The organism is Nonomuraea thailandensis (genome assembly GCF_024172165.1).
In the GTDB taxonomy this organism is placed as follows: domain Bacteria; phylum Actinomycetota; class Actinomycetes; order Streptosporangiales; family Streptosporangiaceae; genus Nonomuraea; species Nonomuraea thailandensis.
Genome location: NZ_JAMZEB010000002.1, coordinates 8,185,618 through 8,205,025 on the forward strand (window position 1 = coordinate 8,185,618; position 19,408 = coordinate 8,205,025).

A 19,408-nucleotide genomic window follows, 5' to 3' on the forward strand; every position below is an offset into this window, starting at 1 on the left:
TACGCGGGGGTTACGACCCGAGCAGCTCGCGCACGACGGGCGCCAGCGCGCGGAAGGCCCGCCCGCGGTGGCTGATCGCGTCCTTCTCCTCGGGGGCCAGCTCGGCCGTCGTACGCGACTCCCCCTCGGGCACGAAGATCGGGTCGTACCCGAACCCTCCGGACCCCCGGGGCGTGCGGACGAGGCTGCCCGGCAGCGTGCCCTCCACCACCCGGAACTGCCCGGACGGCAGCGCCAGCGCGGCGGCGCAGGCGAAGTGGGCGGTGAGCTTGCCGTCCGGCACGTCGGAGACCTGGGCGAGCAGCAGCTCCAGGTTGGCGGTGTCGTCGCCGTGCCGGCCCGCCCAGCGGGCCGAGAAGACGCCGGGCATGCCGTTGAGCACGTCGACGCAGAGCCCCGAGTCGTCGGCCACGGCGGGCAGCCCCGAGCCCTGCGCGACCGCGTGCGCCTTGAGCAGGGCGTTCTCCTCGAACGTGACCCCGGTCTCGGCGATCTCGCCGATCGAGGGGAACTCCTCCAGCCCGACGATGTCGAACCCGGCGAGGATGCGGCGCAGCTCAGCGATCTTGCCCGCGTTGCGGGTGGCCAGCACGATCTTCATGACTCCAGGGCCTCCTGCTGGATCAGGGTCAGCTCCTCGCAGCCGGCCACGGCCAGGCCGAGAAGCTGGTCGAGCGCCCCGCGGTCGAACGGCGCGCCCTCGGCCGTGCCCTGCACCTCGACGAACTTGCCGTCGCCCGTCATCACGACGTTCATGTCGGTCTCGGCGGCGACGTCCTCGGTGTAGCAGAGGTCGAGCATCGGCACCGCGCCGACCACGCCGACGGAGACGGCCGCGACCGAGCCGATGAGCGGGTCGCCGGGGCACATGCGGCGCTCGCGCATCCAGGCGACCGCGTCGGCCAGCGCGACGTAGGCGCCGGTGATGGCGGCCGTCCTGGTGCCGCCGTCGGCCTGCAGCACGTCGCAGTCGAGCAGAATGGAGTTTTCGCCCAACGCCTTGTAATCGACGCAGGCGCGCAGCGAACGCCCGATCAACCGGGAAATCTCGTGAGTGCGCCCGCCGATTTTGCCGCGGACCGATTCGCGATCGTTACGCGTATTGGTCGCTCTCGGCAGCATGGCGTATTCGGCCGTAACCCATCCCTGGCCACTGCCCCTGCGCCAGCGGGGCACACTGTCCTGGACCGACGCGGCGCACAACACGCGCGTGCCGCCGAATTCGACCAGCACGGACCCTTCCGCATGCGCCAGCCATCGCCGGGTGATGGTGATGGGACGTAGCTGGTCAGGGTTGCGGCCATCCTGTCGGGACATGCAGATCACCCTATCTCCGCGCCACAACACTCTTGACCAAATGTGTCCGCCACATGGATCCTTACGCAATGACAACGGGGGTGTTGCGAAACCCTGACTTCCTCCGGTTCCTCAGTTCGCATGTGGCGAACGAACTTGGGGCGAATATCTCGCGCGTGGCCCTCCCGCTGGTAGCTGTGCTGGTGCTGCACGCGGGGCCCGCGGAAGTGGGGGTGCTGTCGTCGCTGCAGACGGCGGCGTTCCTGCTGATCGGCCTGCCCACGGGGGTGTGGGTCGACCGGATGCGCAAGCGCCGGGTGATGATGGCGTCCGATGTGCTCAAGTTCGCGATGCTGGGGAGCATCCCGGCGGCGGCCGCGTTCGACGTGCTGACGATCGAGATGATGTTCGCGGTGGCGCTGCTGGTGGGGGTGTCCCAGGTCTTCAACGACGTGGCCGACCAGACGTACCTGCCCCATCTGGTCAGCACGCCGCAGCTCAGCGACGGCAACGCCAAGCTGGAGGTGGTGCGGGCGGGAGCGTTCCTGGCGGGCCCGGGTGTGGGGGGCGCGCTGGTGCAACTGCTCGGCGCGCCGCGCACGGTCGTCGCCACCGCGTTCGGCGCGCTGGCCTCGGTCTTCCTGCTGCTGTCCATCAAGGTGCCCGACAAGCCGCCCGCCGACGTCACGCGCGGGCCGCTGCTGCGGGAGATCCGCGAGGGCCTGGCGTACGTGTGGCGGGACCGGCTGTTACGGGCGTTCGTGGCCTCGTCCGGCATCAACAACCTGTGCGTGAGCGGCGTGCTGGGCCTGTCGGTGCTGTTCCTGGCCGAGACCGTCAAGCTGTCGCCGGGCGCGGTCGGCGCGCTGCTCATGTCCGGCGGGATCGGCGGGATCCTGGGCGGGCTGACCGGCGGCTGGCTGTCGAGGCGGGTCGGCAGCGCCAGGGCGACCCTGCTGGCCGTCGCCATCGGCGCCCCGTCCGGCCTGCTCCTGCCGTTGACGCAGGCCGACTGGCGGATGGTGTGCTTCGTCGTCACCTCGATCATGATCTCCTGGGCCGCGACCATGTCGAACGTCGGCCAGACCACCTACCGGCAGACCGTCACCCCCGACCATCTGCTCGGCCGGGTCAACGCCTCGGTGCGTTTCGTCACGTGGGGCGTGATGCCGCTGGGGGCGCTGCTCGGCGGGCTCGTCGCGCAGCAGATCGGGGTGCGGGAGGCGCTGTGGCTGCTGATGATCGCCCGGATGGCGGCGTTCGTGCCGCTGCTGTTCTCGCCGCTGCCGCGCGTGCGCGACTACACCGACCTCCAGGCCAACGCCTGATGCCGCGTCAGGCCAGGTCGTACACCGCGCCGCTGCGGGCCAGCTCCACCGGCCCCGCGTAGCCGCCGCCCGAGGCCTCCTCCAGCACGGTGGCCTGGTCGTTCCACGGGACGAGGTGGGTGAGCACGAGCCTGCCCACGTCGGCCTTGGCCGCGTGCTCGGCCGCCTGGCGGCCGGTCAGGTGCAGGTCGGGAGGCAGGTCGGGGCCCTCCACGAACGACGCCTCGCACAACAGCAGGTCGGCGCCCGCGGCCAGCTTGACCAGCTCGTTCGACTCTCCGGTGTCGCCCGAGTAGGCGATGCTCCTGCCGCCGTTGACGACCCGGAACCCGTACGCCTCGACCGGGTGGTTGACCAGGCCGGCGGTGAGCGTGAACGGCCCGATCTCGTACGAGCCGGCCGTCAGCGGCAGGAACTCGAAGGCCGTCTCCAGCCCCGGCTCCTCGGGCATCCCGTACGCGGCCGCCAGCCGGGCGGGCGCGCCGGCGGGCGCGTAGACCGGCACGACGGGGTACGGCGCCGCGGGCCCGTAGGTCCGCGCCACGTGGTAGCCGCAGATGTCGAGACAATGATCGGCGTGCAGGTGCGATAGGCAGATGGCGTCCACGTCGTACAGGCCGATGTGGCGTTGCAGCGCACCCAGCGATCCGCTGCCCAGGTCGAGCAGCAGCCTGAACCCGTCGGCTTCGAGAAGGTAGCAGGATGCGGGGCTGTCGGGGCCGGGATAGCTCCCGGAGCATCCGACGATGGTCACCTTCATGTGGGCCTCCCGTTATAGGTAGTACCCCCCACTGGTGCGACTTCGACCACATCGATCTCCGGGCCCAGGAATCGTCGCCCGAGCCGGGCGAAGAGCAGGGAGTCGCCGGTGGCGCGGAAGCGGTGCCGGGGGGTGGCCTCGCCTCCCGCCGCCAGATCGCGGTCGTGCAGGATCCGGTAGACGTCCTTGGCCGTCTCGTCGGCGCTGGAGATGAGCGTGACCCCTTCACCGGCGACGTAGGAGATGGCGCCGGTGAGCAGCGGGTAGTGCGTGCAGCCGAGGATGAGCGTGTCGCACCCGGCGGCCCTGATGGGCTCCAGGTACTCGCGCACGACCTTGATCAGCTCGTCGCTCATCGTCTCGCCGCGCTCGACGTACTCCACCAGGCGTGGGGCGGCCACGCCGGTGAGCTGCACGTCGGGCGCCGCGGTGAAGGCGTCGTGGTAGGCCATGGACTCGATGGTGGCCCTGGTGGCGATCACGCCGACCTTGCCGTTGCGGGTGGCGCGCACCGCGCGCCTGGTGGCCGGCATGATCACTTCGACGACGGGGACGTCGTAGCGCTCGCGGGCGTCGCGCAGCACGGCGGAGCTGGCGCTGTTGCACGCGATCACGAGCATCTTGACGTCCTGCTCGACCAGGTGGTCCATGACCTCCAGGGCGTAGGCGCGCAGCTCCGCGAGGCGTTTGGGCCCGTAGGGCTGATGGGCCGTGTCGGCCACGTAGGTGATGGATTCCTGGGGCAGCTGATCGATGATCGCGCGTGCGACCGTCAGGCCGCCGACCCCGCTGTCGAAGATCCCAATACTCGCGTCCGGCACGCTCTAGAGGGTAGGCGACCTGCACGATCAACACTGCGTAAGAATGCTCACACTGCGACACGTGTGGCGGGAAACGATGTTGCCTTCCTCACAGAAGGCGCGCATTTAACGCGATATTTCAGCCTCTTCCGACGCGGGCGAGCTGGCGCGACTGGGCGACGAGGCGACCGGTGGAGTCGCGCACCTCGACCTCCTCGTCGAACCAGCCGTCGGAGACCAGTCGGCCGCTGCCGAGCAGCGTGAGCCAGCCGGGCGCGGGCAGGGCGCGCAGGTGCCAGGTGAGATCCACGGTCGGCGCCCAGCCGCGCCCTCCGGCGGAGAACACCACGGGCGGCAGCGCGTCCACGGCCATCGCCAGCACGTACGGGTCGGGGTCCTGCGGCTCGGCCATCCTGAAGTAGGCCCGCGACTCCGGCCTGCCGGTGGGCTCGCCCTTCAGCCACCCGATCGTGGGCGGGTCGAAGAGCAGGTCCATCTGGGCGTTCAGGGTCATGCCCGACTCGGGCTTGGGCTCGGGGAGCTTGAGGCAGTCGCCGATCGGGGGCAGCTCATGGGCCGGCTCGTCGCGGTAGACCGGCTCGACGTCCTGCAGCGTGGCCGTCGTGATCAGGCCCTCGATCTGCGCCACACCGTCCTGCACCAGCGTCGCCCTGGCGAACGCGGCCGTCCTGCCCGCCTTCAGCGGCTCGATCCTGACCTGCGCAGGCCCGGCGACCGGCGCCTTCAGGAACTGCGCCGTCTGGCTCACGGGATGCTCGAACGGCGAGGCGTCCACCGCCGCGCGCAGGATCACGGCCATCAGGTAGCCGCCGTTGAGCGGGCCGCCGATCGCGTATCCAGGGTCGAGACACACGTCATAGGTGTTCTCGTCCACCCTGATCGCCTGCGTGGCCTCGTCGAACTTGGTCATCCGCCCTGCCTCACTTCTGGAACTATGTTCTAGACACTCTAGAGCATTCTTCCCTCAGCGCGCCTACCTGCGAAAACATGATTCGGCTGACAACGTTTGATCATGGCAAGTGTCACCGAACTCATCGGTCAGTCCGTTTGGGACTCCAACGGGGTGTGGGTCGGTTTCGTGGTGGACATCCGGGTGGTCAGGCACAAGGGAGAGCTCCAGCAGAGCCACACGGTCTACGGCCTGATCGTCTCCAGCCGCCGTGCTCCGCTCCTGCTCGGCCTCACCCGTGATCGCCAGGGCCGATCGGCCTGGCTCTCGCGGGCAGTGGCGCGGACGGTCTACGCCGGGTGCACGTTCGTGCCGTGGGAGCACGTCACGGACTACGGAGACGGGGAGGTCCACATCGATGTCCTGAGAAAAGAGCTGAACCGCGTCTAATTCCAACTTCAGCACATTGCAAGCGCCCGTCTAGCAACATCAGCTACTTTCTCTGTGGTCAAAAGTCCACATTGTGAGTTGAGTGATGTCTGCGAACAATCCCCCCTATGGCCAGGATCCTGACCGGACCACGGCGTACAACTGGAACCAGGGGCAGCAGCCGGAGCAGCAGCCGACGGCTCAGTATCCGGGCCCGCCCTACCCGCCGCAGCAGCCGTACCAGCAGCAGCAGTACGGCCAGCCGCAGTACGACGCCCAAGGTCAGGCCGCCTACGGTCAGCAGGCGTCCTACGGCCAGCAGCCCGACTACGGCTCCCAGTACGGGCAGCAGCAGCCCTCCTACGGCGGCGCGCCCCAGTACGGCGGCCAGCAGGCCCAGCAGGGCTGGCAGCAGGACCAAGGCGGCTGGCAGCAGCAGCAACCCCAGCAGGGCTGGCAGCAGGAGCAGGTCGGCTGGCAGCAGGACCAGGGCTGGCAGCAGCAACAGCAGGGCCAGTACGCCCAGGGCGGCTGGCAGCAGCAGGGCCCCGACGGCTTCGGCCGGCAGGAGCCGCCGAAGAAGGGCCGCAAGAGCTGGGTGATCGCCATCGCGGCGGCACTCGCCGTGATCCTGCTCGGCGGCGGAGCGGTCTGGGCCGTGGGCGCCTTCGGCGGCGGCGGCACCCAGCCGAACGACGTGCTCCCCGCCGACTCGATCGCCTACGCCCGCCTCGACCTGGACCCGGCCGCGAACCAGAAGCTCGCGCTGTTCCAGCTCGCCAGGAAGTTCACGGTCACCAAGGACTCCTTCTCCGGCGAGGACCCGCGCAAGGCGCTGTTCGACCTGATCAACGACCAGGACTCCGACAGCAAGCTGGACTTCGCCAAGGACGTCGACCCGTGGCTGGGCAGCCGCGTCGGCTTCGCCGCCGTCCCCTCCGGCAAGGAGGAGCCCGACTTCGCGGTGGCCGTGCAGGTCAAGGACCAGGAACTGGCCAAGGCCGGCATCGCCAAGCTCATGGAGGGCGACAAGTACGGCCTGGCCTTCCGCGAGGACTACGCGCTGCTGAGCTCCACCCAGGCCCTGGCCGACAAGTACGCGCAGGGCGAGGGCAGCCTGTCCGACAACGCCGAGTTCAGCGAGGACATGGGCGCGGTCGGCGAGCAGGGCGTGCTGTCGTTCTGGGCCGACATGGGCGGCCTGATCGAGCTGGCCAAGAAGGAGATCCCGGCCGAGCAGCAGGCGGCCGTCGAGCAGGCCAAGGACGCCAGGTTCGCCGGCGCGCTGCGCTTCGACAGCGCCTACGTCGAGCTCGCCGGCATCGTGCGCGGCGCCAAGGGCCTGACCCCGCAGGGCGACCTGCCCAAGGCCGGCCTCGGCACCCTGCCCGCCTCCACGGCCGGCGCGCTGTCCATCTCCGGCGTCGACCAGGCCATCACCAAGCAGTGGGCCGAGATCGAGAAGCAGGCCACGGCGGCCGGCGGCACCCAGATCAGCCAGCTGCTGCAGCAGGCCAAGACCCAGTTCGGCCTGCAGCTGCCCGGCGACCTGGCCACGGTCTTCGGCAAGAACTTCACGATCGCCCTCGACAGCGAGGGCCTGGACAGCGACCAGGTCAAGGGCGGCGTGCGCGTGACGACCGACGACCCGGCCAAGGTGCAGGCGGTCCTCGACAAGGTGCTGACGGCGCTCACGCAGAACGGCGGTACCGCCCCGCAGATCGCCAAGGTCACCGGTGACGGCGTCTTCACCGCGGCGACGACCGACGAGTACGCCAAGAAGCTGGCCGCGGAGGGCACGCTCGGCGACTCCGAGACGTTCCAGACCGCGATCCCCAACGCGGCCGACGTGAACTACGCGCTCTTCGTGGACCTCGACAAGGTCGAGAAGCTGTACCTGGCCTCCATGCAGGGCGACGACAAGGCCAACGCCCAGGTGCTGCGCGCCGTCGGGCTGAGCGGCACGCAGACCGACACCGAGGCGACGTTCTCGCTGCGGCTGCTGTTCAACTGAGGCGGATGGAACGAAAGGGCGGCCGGTCGACGGGGACCGGCCGCCCTTCCTCTTGTCCCGCTAGGCCCAGAGCTGGCCTTCCAGGCGCTCTTCCGCCTCTTCCAGGGTGCCCTCGTAGGCGCCCGTGGACAGGTACTTCCAGCCGCCGTCGGCCACCACGAACGCCACGTCGGCGCGCTCGCCCGCCTTGACCGCCTTCCTGGCCACGCCCAGCGCGGCGTGCAGCGCGGCCCCGGTCGAGACGCCGGCGAAGATGCCCTCGGAGGCCAGCAGCTCGCGGGTGCGGCGCAGCGCGTCGGCCGAGCCCACCGAGAAGCGGGTGGTCAGCACCGACTCGTCGTAGAGCTCCGGGATGAACCCCTCGTCCACGTTGCGCAGGCCGTACACCAGCTCGCCGTAACGCGGCTCGGCGGCGACGATCTGCACGCCCGGCACCCGCTCGCGCAGGAACCGCCCGACGCCCATCAGCGTGCCGGTCGTGCCGAGCCCGGCCACGAAGTGGGTGATCGTGGGCAGGTCCTCGAGGATCTCGGGGCCCGTGGTCTCGTAGTGGGAGCGCCAGTTGGCCGGGTTGCCGTACTGGTAGAGCATGACCCAGTCGGGGTGCTCGGCGGCCAGCCCCTTGGCCACCCGGACGGCCTCGTTGGAGCCGCCCGCGGCGGGCGAGGAGATGATCTCGGCGCCCCACATGCGCAGGAGCTGACGGCGCTCCTCCGAGGTGTTCTCCGGCATCACGCAGATCAGCCTGTAGCCCTTGAGCTTGGCCGACATGGCCAGCGAGATGCCGGTGTTGCCGCTGGTCGGCTCAAGGATCGTGCAGCCCGGGGTGAGCAGCCCGTCCTTCTCGGCCTCCTGGATCATCCACAGGGCCGGCCGGTCCTTGATCGAGCCGGTCGGGTTGCGGTCCTCCAGCTTGGCCCAGACCCGCACGTCGGCGGAGGGTGACAACCTCGGCAGCCCCACCAGAGGGGTGCGGCCGACCGAGTCGATCAGTGAGTCGAAACGCATGTCACCCGCCGGCGACTGCGGGGAGCACGGTCACCGTGTCGCCGTCGGACACCGGCGTGCCGAGGCCGCCGAGGAAGCGCACGTCCTCGTCGTTCAGGTAGACGTTGACGAAGCGGCGCAGGCTGCCGTCGTCGACCAGGCGCTCCTTGATGCCGGGGTGAGCGGCCTCGAGGTTGCTGATCAGCTCTTCGAGCGTGGCGCCCTCGGCGCTCACGGCCTTGGCGCCGTCGGTGTAGTTACGCAGGATGGTCGGAATGCGAACCTCGATGGCCATCGCGGTCAGTCTCCTCAGATCAGGTCGTCGTCCCATCGGCGTGCAACGCCGATGGCTGGATGCGGATTCCGAGTCAGCGACAGTCGTAGACGACGACAGCAGGAGTATGGGCGAAGAGGAAGCTCTGCACCGGCCTGACCATCATGGGAGAAACCTTACCTCTTCCTCCGTGACGACACCGTCGAGGATGCGGTAGGAGCGGAACTCCACCTCGTTCTCGTCCCTGGTCGAGACCAGGACGTAGTGGGCGCCGGGCTCGGAGGCGTAGGAGATGTCGGTGCGCGACGGGTAAGCCTCGGTGGCGGTGTGGGAGTGGTAGATCACGACCGGCTCCTCGTCCAGGTCGTCCATCTCCCGCCACACCCGGAACTGCTCCATCGAGTCGAAGCGGTAGAAGGTCGGGGAACGCTCGGCGTTCTCCATGGGGATGAACCGCTCGGGCACGCCGCTCTTCCCCGCGATGACGCCGCACGCCTCGTCCGGGTGATCGGCCCGGGCATGGGCGACGATCTTGTCAGCCAGTTCCTGCGAGATCGACAGCATGCCCGGAAGCTACCAGAGCGCCCGGACCAGGCTGTCCTGGAGGTAGGTCAGCCAGTCGTAGGTCACGTAGGCCGGGTAACGGGGGTCGTCCTCGGACATCATCGCGATCTCGTCGTGCACCTCTTCGGTCACGTCGAGCTTGGTGCCGAGCGTCAGGCGCAGGTCGTTGAGCGAGCGCAGCCACGCCTGGGCCTCCTCGGGCGACAGCTCGAACCGCCCCGACCGCGCGGTCTCGTGCACGGTCCGCGCGTCGGCCCGCTTGCCGTCGCGCAGCGTCGCCTCGGTGTAGCGGCGGAACTCCACCGACTCCTTCTCGTCCTCGTACGCCGAGGGGAACAGCCTGGCCAGCACCGGATCCGACGGCGCCTCCCCGTCACCGATGCCCAGCGCCCGCTCCAGCGGGTCGTCGCTGGTCTGCCCCGGCGGGACGATGCCCAGCATCATGGAGACGAGGGAGCGCAGCAGGGAGACCTCGGCGGCCTCGAACACCGCCACGACGCTGCCGTTTCTCCCCCGCGAGAACCCCGAACTCACCGGTGCCGCCTCACTGACCTCGTGCGATTGACCTGGATCACTTGACCGAATCCGGCTGGAGCGTCGCCCACAGGCCGTAGGAGTGGAGAATCTGCACATCCCTTTCCATCTCCTCGCGCGTGCCACTGGACACGACAGCCTTGCCCTTCTGGTGCACGTCCAGCATCAGCTTCTCGGCCTTCTCGCGGGTGTAGCCGAAGACCGTTTGGAAGACATAGGTCACGTAGGACATGAGGTTGACCGGGTCATTCCAGACGATGGTCACCCATGGCAAATCGGGCCGGACGTCCGATGACGGACGCTCGACGGTGATTGGAGCGGTGCTACCCACATCCCCGAGTCTGCCCTATCTGGGCCGTAGTCTTCGAGTCGTGACAATGACCATGAGCACTGCGTTGCTCACAGATCACTATGAGCTGACGATGCTGCAGGCGGCCCTGCGGAGCGGCGCGGCCCACCGGCGCGCGGTCTTCGAGGTGTTCGCCCGCCACCTGCCGGGGGGCCGCCGCTACGGAGTCGTCGCCGGCACCGGACGTGTCCTGGACGAGCTCGAACGCTTCCGTTTCGGTGACGATGAACTCACCTATCTGCGCGAGCACGGGGTCGTGGACGAGACCACCCTGGCGTTTCTGGCCGATTACCGCTTCTCCGGGAACATCTTCGGCTACCGCGAGGGCGACCTCTACTTCCCCGCCTCCCCGATCATGGTGGTGGAGGGCACGTTCGCCGAGGCCGTGCTGCTGGAGACCGTCGCGCTGTCCATACTGAACCACGACTGCGCGATCGCCTCCGCCGCCTCCCGCATGACGAACGCCGCCGGCAAACGGCCGCTCATCGAGATGGGCTCGCGCCGCACGCACGAGGCCGCCGCGGTGGCCGCCGCCAGGGCCGCGTACATCGCCGGGTTCGCCTCCACCTCCAACCTGATGGCCGGGCGCCTGTACGGGGTGCCCACGGCCGGCACGGCGGCGCACGCGTTCACGCTGCTGCACGACTCGGAGCGGGCGGCGTTCGAGGCCCAGATCGCCTCCCTGGGGCCGGAGACCACGCTGCTGGTGGACACCTACGACGTGGCCGCCGCCGTACGGATCGCCGTGGAGCTGGCAGGCGACAAGCTGGGCGCGGTCCGCATCGACTCCGGCGACCTGGCCGCCGCCGCGCAGGAGGTCCGGGAGCAGCTCGACGCGCTCGGCGCCTTCGACACCCGCATCCTGGTCACCTCCGACCTCGACGAGTACGCCATCGCCGCGCTGGCCGCCGCCCCCGTGGACGGCTACGGCGTCGGCACCTCCCTGGTGACCGGCTCGGGCGTGCCGACGGCGGCCCTGGTGTACAAGCTGGTGGCGCGGGAGACGGCCACGGGCAAGCTGGAGGCCGTGGCCAAGCGCTCGGTGGGCAAGCCGTCGCGCGGGGGCCGCAAGGAGGCGTACCGGCTGCTCGACGAGCAGGGCCACGCCGAGACCGAGCTGATCACCACCGGCGGCCTCGTCCCCGAGGGCGGCATCCCCCTGCTGCACGAGCTGGTCCGCGACGGCCAGGTCGTCGGCCGCGAGCCCCTGACCGCCGCCCGCGACCGCCACGCCGCCGCCGTCGCCACCCTCCCCCAGGAAGCCCTCCACCTCGGCCGCGGGTATGCGGCGATCCCCACGGAATTCTCCTGACGTATCGTGCTACCTATGGGCACCGCGTTGATCATCGTCGATGTGCAGAACGACTTCTGCGAGGGTGGCAGCCTGGCCGTCGCCGGGGGCTCGGAGGTGGCCGCGGGGATCACCCGCCACGTGGCCGACCACGGCTACGACCACGTCGTGGCGACCCGCGACTACCACATCTCCCCCGGCGATCACTTCGCGCGATCCCCCGACTACGTCGCCACCTGGCCCGCCCACTGCGTCGCCGGCACGCCCGGAGCCGACTTCCACCCGTCGTTCGACGTGTCGGCGGTGGAGGAGGTCTTCAGCAAGGGGGCGTACGAGGCGGCGTACAGCGGCTTCGAGGGCACCTCCGGCGACGGTGTGACGCTGGCCGACTGGCTGCGCGAGCGCGGGGTGCGCGAGGTCGACGTGGTGGGCATCGCCACCGACCACTGCGTGCGCGCCACGGCCCTCGACGCGGTCAAGCACGGGCTGGCGGTGCGGGTGCTGCTGGACCTGACGGCCGGCGTCGCCCCGACGACGACGGAGGCGGCGATGGCGGAGCTGCGTGACGCGGGCGCCGTCCTGCGGGGAGCGCCCGCGCTGGGCTGAGCCCGGCGATCACGAAGTGTACACACTGGGCAACGCTCAGGTCATGTGATATCGAAGAGGGCGAACCCACTCCGAAGGCGGAGTAACACGGAGAGTGACAACTCTTCCCACCAGTGGAGGTTCCTCATGCTGCCCCTCTCCCTCGGCATGGCCTGGCTCCTTCTCGCTCCCCTCTGCCTGTGGTTGCTGATCAGGGGCAGCAATACCGAGCGAGCGGGCGCGATCGTGACGTTAGTCCTGCTGGAGGCCGGGACGATCGCGATGAACGCGCTCCTCCACCCCGCCGTCCCCGTCCGGTCCGCCGCCGCCCACACCCTGCCGGCCCCGCCCGCCGGCAGTGCTCCCGCGCCGATCCCGGCCTCCTGTGACGAGCGGGCCGAGATTCCCCGCGCCGCCGAGGTGAAGGCCGGCGGTGAGCTGCTGCTGAGCTGGCCGGCGGTGCCGCGCGAGTGCGACCGCGCCGAGGTCAGGCTTCTCGCCCGGGACGGGAAGCTGCTCATCTGGCTGCACCCGACCCGGCGCACCGGGGAGCACGAGACCCGCCAGGGCGTGCTCACGCTGCCCGTCCGCGTCAAGGACGGCACGGCGTCGCTGAAGGTCCCGCTGCACGGCAAGGCCCGGCACGTCCCCGTGGACGGCCGCAGCGGCCGCCCCATCCCGGAGCCGGCAGTCTAGGAGGCCGCGAGAGGAGTTCAGGGATGCGCGACGGCCATCCGCAGCGCGTCGTCGAACAGGGCGAACACCTCGAAGGCGTGCCGCAACCCGGTGATCGACAGCACCCGGGCCATCACCCCCTGAACTCCGCCGAGCAGCAGCCTCGTCTGCCTGGACTCGCACAGATGCATGATGTCGACGAGCTCGTTCATCCCCATGGAGTCGCAGAAGGAGACTTCGCCGAGATCCAGGATCAGGAAGGGCTTGGGAGGCAGGTCCCAGATGCGCTGCAGGTGCTCCCGCAGGATCGGCAGCGCGTTGACGTCGAGCTCGCCCTCGAGCCTGATGATGATGGCGTTTCGAGAGAGGCCGGAAGTGACGGCGAGCGTCGACTTACCGGTGGCCTCAGACGACATGGGCAAAGTCCTTCTGCATATCCGCAAGACAGCCAAGAGTGGTTGTTGCCGCTTCCGTCGAGCTTCTAACAGAAGGCCACTGCTCTGTGTCCAAATACGCAGAGTCACGCACCGTAATCACCGGCCCGGTGACCGTCTTACGCGGTCCGACCTGTGGAAACGCGCGTCACCGGGCCTGCGCCGTCATACCGCCCGATAGGTGACCAGGTACGCGAGGGTAAGTACCGCGAGGACCCCGAGCAGGACACTCGTGCCGCCGATCACCATGACAACATGCGTATGGCGGAACATCTTGCGCATCCCGGCCACCGTCAGCCCGATCAGGACGGTCAGGATGACGAGGGACACCTGTCTGGAGTCGAAGGCCGTGAAGATCCCCGCCGCGAATGCGAGGGACAGCGCCTGCATTTCTTCCTCCTGCCGGCCGCGCCCTTTGCTCGATTCATCGAGGGATCGAGCGAGCAAGCACGTACCTTTTTCCGGTGAATGAAGTTGAATGAGCCCTTCTCTACCCTCATTCACCGAACACAGGCGAAGTTCGCCGCACGGGAATTATGCCCCCGCCCCGGGGCGGGGGGCGTGCTCACCTTCTCGCTCAGCGCCGCTGCGTGGCCCAGCGGCGGATCGTGGCGATGCGCTCCTGGATCTGCTCCACCGTCGCCTGCGCGATCGGCGGGCCGCCGCAAGCGCGGCGCAGCTCCGAGTGGATCACTCCGTGCGGCTGGCCCGTGCGATGGTTCCACGCGCCGACCAGGCCGTTGAGCTCGCGCCGCAGCTCCGCGATCTGCTCGTGCGGCGCCAGCTCCTGCCTGGGCTCCTCCACCTGCTGCTTGCGCCTGGCCGCCTGCTGGTCGGACTGCCGCTTGCGCAGCAGCTGGGCCACCTGGTCGGGCTCCAGCAGGCCGGGCAGGCCGATGAAGTCCTCCTCCTCGGCGGAGCCGATCTCCGCGCCGGTGCCGAACTCGCCCCCGTCGAACAGCACCCGGTCGAAGGTGGCCGAGGTCTCCATCGTCTCGAACGGGAGCTCGTCACCCAGGACGTCTGGATTGTCCTGCTTGCGGTTGGCCTGCTCCAGCAGCGAGTCGTCGAGGCCGTCCTCCGGAGGCCGCTTGTTGAGCACGTGGTCGCGCTCGACCTCCATCTCGTTGGCCAGGCCCATGAGGGTGGGCACCGAGGGGAGGAAGACCGAGGCGGTCTCGCCGCGCTTGCGGGCCCGCACGAAACGGCCCACGGCCTGGGCGAAGAAGAGCGGGGTCGAGGTGGAGGTGGCGTAGACCCCGACGCACAGGCGCGGGATGTCGACGCCTTCCGACACCATGCGCACGGCCACCAGCCAGCGGTCCTCGGACGCCGCGAACGCCTTGATCTTCTTGGACGCGCCGGGGTCGTCGGACAGGACCACCGTGGCGCCCTCGCCGGTGATGCTGCGCAGGTGGCGGGCGTAGGCGCGGGCGGTCTCGTGGTCGGTGGCGATGACCAGGCCGCCCGCGTCGGGCACGCCCCTGCGCACCTCGGTGAGCCGGCGGTCGGCGGCCTGCATGACCTGGCGGATCCAGTCGCCCTTCGGGTCGAGCGCGGCCCGCCACGCCTGCGAGAGCTGGTCCTTGGTGAGCGGGGTGCCGAGCGTGGCGGCGATCTCGTCGCCGGCCCGCGTGCGCCACTTCATCTCGCCGGAGTAGGCCAGGAAGATGACCGGCCGCACGACGTTGTCGTCGAGCGCCGGGCCGTAGCCGTAGGAGTAGTCGGCGACGCTGCGCTTGAAGCCCTCCGCGTCCTCCTCGTAGGCCACGAACGGGATCGGGTTGTCGTCGGACCTGAACGGCGTGCCGGTGAGCTGCAGGCGGCGCGTGGCGGGCTCGAACGCCTCGCGCACGCCGTCGCCCCACGACTTGGCGTCGCCCGCGTGGTGGATCTCGTCGAAGATGACGAGCGTCTTGCGGTTTTCCGTGCGGGCCCTGTGCAGCGCGGGGTGCATGGCGACCTGCGCGTACGTCACCGCCACGCCGGTGTAGTCGCGGGAGGTGGCGCCCTGGCTGTTCTTGAACTCGGGGTCGATGGCGATGCCCACGCGCCCGGCCGCGTCGGCCCACTGGCGCTTGAGGTGCTCGGTGGGCGTCACGACCGTGACGGCCCTGATCACCCCGTTGGCGAGCAGCTCGCTGGCGATGCGCAGGGCGTAGGTCGTCTTGCCCGCGCCCGGCGTCGCCACGGTGAGGAAGTCACGCGGCTCGCGCCGGAAGTAGAGGTCGAACGCCTCCTGCTGCCAGGCGCGCAACTTGGGCGCGGTGCCCCACGCGGCCCGGTCGGGATAGGAAGGCGATAGGTGGGACGCGGCGAAGGTGCTCACCGCATCACCTCTGGGGTTCGTGTGCTTCGCTCTCTCACAGTGACCCAAGAGTAATCGGGCCCACTGACAAGACGTGCCGTGAGCCGGGGATTCTGGCCAAGGTCTTCCTCACGTGCTATGCGGCTTATCGGAGACTCGTCATCACCGCGTCGAGCGCCTGCCTGCGGCTGGTTTCCTCAGGTTGGAGCAGCCCCACCAGCAGCACGGGGCGGCTCTCCCGGGTGAGCAGCATCACTCTGAGGTACGCCGGGCGGTTCGCCACGTCCTGGTATTCCGCTCGTAGCGCACGGGTGTGCCCGTCGGGCAGCCGCCGGTCCTCGACGACCGTCACGCGGTCGCCCCTGAGCAGGAGCCTGGAGTACAGGTCCGCCGCCTCCTGCGTGGCCTGCTCGGCGTCCTTCACCGGCCCCGGCACCGGCCTGGCCATCACGAGCCCCCCGCGACCGTCGCGTACGACCGAGGTGAACCCCGTGACGGGCGGCACCGCGCCCGCGCTCCAGCCCTGCGGCAGCGTCGCCGCCACCCCCGCCAGCGCGTCGCTCAGCCTCCCCGTGTCCCCCGGTGGCGCGGTGAGCCGCAGCGCCACCGCCGTCGTCCCGGCCACCAGCCCCGCGCCCGCCGCCAGCGCCGCCAGCGCGAGCCCCGCGCGCCGCCACAGCCGTCCCCCGCCTGGGCGTCCCTCGCGTGCCCCGGGGTCGCGTGGAGTGCCGTGCAGGCGGGCGGACGGGGGCAGGGCGTCGTCCCACGGATCTTCGTGTCCTCTGGCGGGCACTGGGTCGCGGGGGACGGTCCTGCGGATCCGGGGGTTCCACCCGGGTTCCTCGTCCTCCGGTCCCGGCTCCGGCTCCAGGTCCAGGTCCAGCGGATGCGGCCGCCGTGGGAGCTGACCGGGCGGCGCCGGCGGCCCCCAGCCCGGCTCCTCCGCGTACGGCCTGCCGCGGCGCCCCCAGGCCGGCGGCGGTTCGGGAGGGCGGGCCCGGCCGGGCCCCGGCGGCGGGTCCTGTGCGGCGGATCGCGCCGGATCCCACGGCGGGTCCGGTGCGGGAGAGCGGGCCGGGCCCGGCGGCGGGTCCTGGCGCGCGTCCGGAGGGCTCGCGCGCCCCTGTCGCGGCTCCTCGTCACGGCGCGCGCCCCACGCGGGCTCCGTGTCCTCGGAAGGAGGAGTACGGCGATGCCTGGGCCCCGGTTGAGGGGGCCAGACCCGGTGATCACCCTCCATGGCACCTCCTTGCCCGCTGTCCTATCACTCCTCGTCACGGCGATCAGCAGAACCGTGATCGCTGTGACGGGAGGGACGGAATTCAGCGGACGCGGCCGGCGAGCAGGGTCGCGCTCAGCGAGATGACCGCCATGAGGGCGCAGATGACCAGGAACCCGGTGGCGATCTGGGAGGAGGAGTGCCCGATCACGTTCACCAGCGCGCCGCCGATGCCGATCGACAGCGCCGAGCCGAGCTGGTCGGTGACGGAGAGCGCGGCCGAGTTCGCGCCCTGCTCGTTCACCGGCGACTGCCTCATGGCCGTGATGCTGATGGTGGTGAGGCCGAACCCCATCCCGAAGCCCGCCACGATCCACGCGGGCACGGAGATCCATCCGGTCATCCCGGGCACGACCGAGAGCATGCAGACCAGGATCGCCACGGTGACGCAGCCCGCGCCGAGCCGGATCCGCTTGTAGGCCTCGCCGTCCCGCCTGCTCTGCAGGAACGAGCCCGCCGACCAGCCGAGCGCCCCGGTCGTCAGCGCGATGCCGGCCGACTTGAGGTCGAAGGACTTCACCTCCTGCAACGCCAGCGGGATGTAGGCGTTCACCCCGAAGAAGGCGGCCGAGAAGAAGCCCCTCATGAGCACGGTCGTGGCCAGCCCGCGCCGGAAGCGCAGCGCGCCCGGCGGCAGCAGCCTGTACAGGCCGTAGACCAGCAGGGCCAGCCCCACCACGGTCTCCACGCCGGCCTCCACGCCCTTGACGTGCAGCCGGTCCACGCCGTGCAGCAGCAGCCCCGCCCCGCCCGCCGTCGCGGTGGCGGCCAGCGTCATCTCGACCGGCCTGGACCGCGGCCCGGTACCGGGCCGGGCGTCGGCCGCCGAGCCCATCCGCAGCGCCGGCACGAGCATCACCAGAGCGGGCACGACCAGCGGCACGATGCCGTAGAAGACGTACCGCCAGCCCCACTGCTCCCCGACGAACCCGGCCACCGACGGCCCCACCATCGCGGGCACCACCCAGGCGGCCGAGACGGCGGCGAACGCCTTCGGCCGCACCTCCATGGCGTAGACCCGGGCGATCATCACGTACAGCGCCACGATGGAGGCCCCGCCGCCCAGCCCCTGCACGGCGCGCGCCAGCAGGAACATCTCGGCGGAGCCCGCCGCGCCGGCCAGCGCCATGCCGGCCGCGAACAGCACCACGCCCGCCAGGAACGGCACCGCGTAGCCGCGCCGGTCCGACCAGAGCCCGGCCACCACGTTCATGAACAGGCTCGCGATGAGGAAGGCTGAGAAGCTGAGCCCGTACAGGTCGAGGGCGTCGAGCTCCTTGGCGATGTCGGGCATGACGACACCGACGGACATGCCCTCGAAAGCGATCAGCGTGACGACCAGCAGGATGCCTAACGTCGCCGTGCGGTACTCGGGGCCGAGGATTCCCGCGGGCTTGTGGGGAGCGTCGAGTGCTTTTGGTGCTGTCACCTACATATCGTAGACGGGTCCGGCATGTCAGACAGCGGGTGAGCTGCGGTAGGCCGCCCACATCTCCTGCATACGGTCCGCCTGCCCGACCGTGAACTCCCACATGCACCGGTCGGGGGCGTAGTCCATGTAGTTGTGCGCCGGGTCCTGGCCGGGCTGGCCGGGGCAGGTGTCCTTGCTCTGCGGGCACGCCTCGGTCGGGCTGGCCTCGGGCGAGGTGTCGTCGATGCCGTCGCCGGGCGCCTTGCAGCCGTTCTCGAACGTGTGGAACAGGCCCAGCCAGTGGCCGATCTCGTGCACGCCGGTGAAGCCCTTGTTGTAGTCGCTCATCGCGCCGCCGGGCAGGCTGCGCCAGTCGATCACCACGCCGTCGAGCTCCGGCGCGTCCGCGTACCAGTAGGGGTAGCTGGCGAAGCCCAGCATGAACTCGCTGAGCTGGGCGATGTAGAGGTTGAGCGTGTCGGCCCCGCCCAGGTGCAGGGCGCTCTTCATGGCTCTCTCGTGGCTTACGGGGTCACGGAACCAGGCGGCCTGCTCCTTGACCGAGATGCCGTCGAGGCGGAAGCGCACACCGGTGTCCACGCCGCCGAACTTGCCGCCGTACGCGGAGTTGAGCGTGTCGATCTGGGTCTGGACCGCCTCGTCGGAGACCCGGCGCTCGGAGCCGGGGGAGATGACGTGGACCCGCGTGGGCACGATGATCTCGGCCGGTGGCGTGACTCCGCTCAGCCGCTTGCCCAGCTCGGCCATCACCATGGCGACGTCCTGCGGGCTCGGCGAGCGCGGCCCCGGCCGCTCCGGCGCCCGCCACGGGCCGTGGCCCCGCGTGCGAGCCGCCGTCGCATGGGCGGGCCCGTAGGCATGCGCTGCCGCCGTCGTGTGTGCGGGCCGGTGCGCATGGGCCGCCGCCGTCGGGTGGGTGGGCCCGTGCGCGTGGGCCGGCGCCATCGCGTGGCCGGCCGCCGGTTCGTGCTCGTGCGCGTGTGCGGCCGCCCGAGGGGTGGCAGGGTGCGGCGTCACCGCCTCGCAGCCGGCCGCCAGGGCGGCGGCGGGCCGGAGCGGCGGGGTGAACCCGGCCGCGAGCAGGCATGCCAATGAGACGGCGGTCGCGCGCCGAGCCATGCGGTCCTCCCGTGACGATACGAGCTGGTCTGGCTACAGA

General features: G+C 70.3%; 22 protein-coding genes. 6 read left to right on the forward strand and 16 right to left on the reverse strand.

Translation table 11 applies throughout. From position 1 onward, the window contains the following. Positions 1–10 precede the first annotated feature (10 nt). Both rdgB and rph read right to left on the reverse strand, forming a co-directional pair. On the reverse strand, positions 11–601 hold the full coding sequence (rdgB, locus tag HD597_RS41315) for an RdgB/HAM1 family non-canonical purine NTP pyrophosphatase (protein WP_253750176.1): 591 nt from the start codon (positions 599–601) through the stop codon (positions 11–13). Beyond that, positions 598–1,317, reverse strand: a complete 720-nt coding sequence (gene rph / locus HD597_RS41320; protein ID WP_253750179.1) for a ribonuclease PH — start codon at positions 1,315–1,317, stop codon at positions 598–600. The genes rdgB and rph overlap by 4 nt, the downstream gene beginning before the upstream one ends. A 68-nt stretch (positions 1,318–1,385) precedes the next feature. Between rph and HD597_RS41325 the strand changes: the two genes are divergently transcribed. Further along, positions 1,386–2,624: an MFS transporter gene (locus HD597_RS41325; RefSeq protein ID WP_253750182.1), complete on the forward strand. Its 1,239-nt coding sequence runs from the start codon at positions 1,386–1,388 to the stop codon at positions 2,622–2,624. A gap of 7 nt (positions 2,625–2,631) precedes the next feature. On the opposite strand, the gene HD597_RS41330 is transcribed toward HD597_RS41325, so the two are convergent. The 3 genes from HD597_RS41330 to HD597_RS41340 form a co-directional block, all read right to left on the reverse strand. Then, entirely contained in the window at positions 2,632–3,384 is a 753-nt protein-coding gene (locus tag HD597_RS41330) for an MBL fold metallo-hydrolase (protein WP_253750184.1), read from the reverse strand. Beyond that, a complete protein-coding gene (murI, locus tag HD597_RS41335) occupies positions 3,381–4,205 on the reverse strand; it encodes a glutamate racemase (protein ID WP_253750187.1) in 825 nt (274 codons plus the stop codon). The genes HD597_RS41330 and murI overlap by 4 nt, the downstream gene beginning before the upstream one ends. Positions 4,206–4,323: 118 nt before the next feature. Next, on the reverse strand, positions 4,324–5,115 hold the full coding sequence (locus HD597_RS41340; protein ID WP_253750190.1) for a thioesterase family protein: 792 nt from the start codon (positions 5,113–5,115) through the stop codon (positions 4,324–4,326). A gap of 102 nt (positions 5,116–5,217) precedes the next feature. On the opposite strand from HD597_RS41340, the gene HD597_RS41345 reads away from it, so the two are divergent. Both HD597_RS41345 and HD597_RS41350 read left to right on the forward strand, forming a co-directional pair. Further along, positions 5,218–5,544, forward strand: coding sequence for a hypothetical protein (locus HD597_RS41345; protein WP_253750193.1), 327 nt, complete (start codon positions 5,218–5,220; stop codon positions 5,542–5,544). A gap of 85 nt (positions 5,545–5,629) precedes the next feature. Beyond that, on the forward strand, positions 5,630–7,537 hold the full coding sequence (locus HD597_RS41350) for a DUF3352 domain-containing protein (RefSeq protein WP_253750196.1): 1,908 nt from the start codon (positions 5,630–5,632) through the stop codon (positions 7,535–7,537). A 60-nt stretch (positions 7,538–7,597) separates the two neighbouring features. Here HD597_RS41350 and HD597_RS41355 read toward each other — a convergent pair whose 3' ends face one another. The 5 genes from HD597_RS41355 to clpS all read right to left on the reverse strand — a co-directional run bounded on the left by HD597_RS41355 (position 7,598) and on the right by clpS (position 10,227). Further along, the gene (locus HD597_RS41355) at positions 7,598–8,545 is read right to left on the reverse strand and encodes a PLP-dependent cysteine synthase family protein (protein WP_253750199.1); all 948 of its coding nucleotides are present in this window, start codon (positions 8,543–8,545) and stop codon (positions 7,598–7,600) included. Between the two features lies 1 nt (position 8,546). Next, positions 8,547–8,819 (reverse strand): MoaD/ThiS family protein, encoded by a 273-nt coding sequence (locus HD597_RS41360; protein ID WP_253750202.1) that lies wholly within the window; start codon positions 8,817–8,819, stop codon positions 8,547–8,549. Between the two features lie 141 nt (positions 8,820–8,960). After that, the gene (locus HD597_RS41365; protein WP_253750204.1) at positions 8,961–9,362 is read right to left on the reverse strand and encodes a M67 family metallopeptidase; all 402 of its coding nucleotides are present in this window, start codon (positions 9,360–9,362) and stop codon (positions 8,961–8,963) included. A gap of 9 nt (positions 9,363–9,371) precedes the next feature. Next, complete coding sequence (locus HD597_RS41370; RefSeq protein ID WP_253750207.1) at positions 9,372–9,896, reverse strand: DUF2017 domain-containing protein; 525 nt, start codon at positions 9,894–9,896, stop codon at positions 9,372–9,374. Between the two features lie 37 nt (positions 9,897–9,933). Then, positions 9,934–10,227, reverse strand: coding sequence for an ATP-dependent Clp protease adapter ClpS (gene clpS, locus HD597_RS41375; RefSeq protein ID WP_253750210.1), 294 nt, complete (start codon positions 10,225–10,227; stop codon positions 9,934–9,936). Positions 10,228–10,273: 46 nt separating this feature from the next. Between clpS and HD597_RS41380 the strand changes: the two genes are divergently transcribed. The 3 genes from HD597_RS41380 (at position 10,274) to HD597_RS41390 (ending at position 12,817) form a co-directional block, all read left to right on the forward strand. Then, a complete protein-coding gene (locus HD597_RS41380; RefSeq protein ID WP_253750213.1) occupies positions 10,274–11,557 on the forward strand; it encodes a nicotinate phosphoribosyltransferase in 1,284 nt (427 codons plus the stop codon). Between the two features lie 15 nt (positions 11,558–11,572). Continuing rightward, positions 11,573–12,142 carry a nicotinamidase gene (locus HD597_RS41385; RefSeq protein WP_253750215.1) on the forward strand — a complete coding sequence of 190 codons (570 nt, stop codon included), beginning with the start codon at positions 11,573–11,575 and terminating at the stop codon, positions 12,140–12,142. A gap of 126 nt (positions 12,143–12,268) precedes the next feature. After that, positions 12,269–12,817, forward strand: coding sequence for a hypothetical protein (locus tag HD597_RS41390; protein WP_253750218.1), 549 nt, complete (start codon positions 12,269–12,271; stop codon positions 12,815–12,817). 17 nt (positions 12,818–12,834) lie between these two features. Here HD597_RS41390 and HD597_RS41395 read toward each other — a convergent pair whose 3' ends face one another. The 6 genes from HD597_RS41395 to HD597_RS41420 all read right to left on the reverse strand — a co-directional run bounded on the left by HD597_RS41395 (position 12,835) and on the right by HD597_RS41420 (position 19,368). Continuing rightward, positions 12,835–13,212, reverse strand: a complete 378-nt coding sequence (locus HD597_RS41395; protein WP_253750221.1) for an STAS domain-containing protein — start codon at positions 13,210–13,212, stop codon at positions 12,835–12,837. Positions 13,213–13,395: 183 nt separating this feature from the next. Next, complete coding sequence (locus tag HD597_RS41400) at positions 13,396–13,677, reverse strand: hypothetical protein (protein ID WP_253750224.1); 282 nt, start codon at positions 13,675–13,677, stop codon at positions 13,396–13,398. A gap of 130 nt (positions 13,678–13,807) precedes the next feature. Then, positions 13,808–15,559, reverse strand: coding sequence for a DEAD/DEAH box helicase (locus tag HD597_RS41405; protein ID WP_253750227.1), 1,752 nt, complete (start codon positions 15,557–15,559; stop codon positions 13,808–13,810). 124 nt (positions 15,560–15,683) lie between these two features. Then, positions 15,684–16,778 carry a hypothetical protein gene (locus tag HD597_RS41410; protein ID WP_253750230.1) on the reverse strand — a complete coding sequence of 365 codons (1,095 nt, stop codon included), beginning with the start codon at positions 16,776–16,778 and terminating at the stop codon, positions 15,684–15,686. A gap of 82 nt (positions 16,779–16,860) precedes the next feature. Continuing rightward, on the reverse strand, positions 16,861–18,246 hold the full coding sequence (locus HD597_RS41415) for an MFS transporter (protein ID WP_253750247.1): 1,386 nt from the start codon (positions 18,244–18,246) through the stop codon (positions 16,861–16,863). A 27-nt stretch (positions 18,247–18,273) separates the two neighbouring features. Continuing rightward, entirely contained in the window at positions 18,274–19,368 is a 1,095-nt protein-coding gene (locus tag HD597_RS41420; protein ID WP_253750249.1) for a zinc metalloprotease, read from the reverse strand. Positions 19,369–19,408 lie beyond the last annotated feature (40 nt).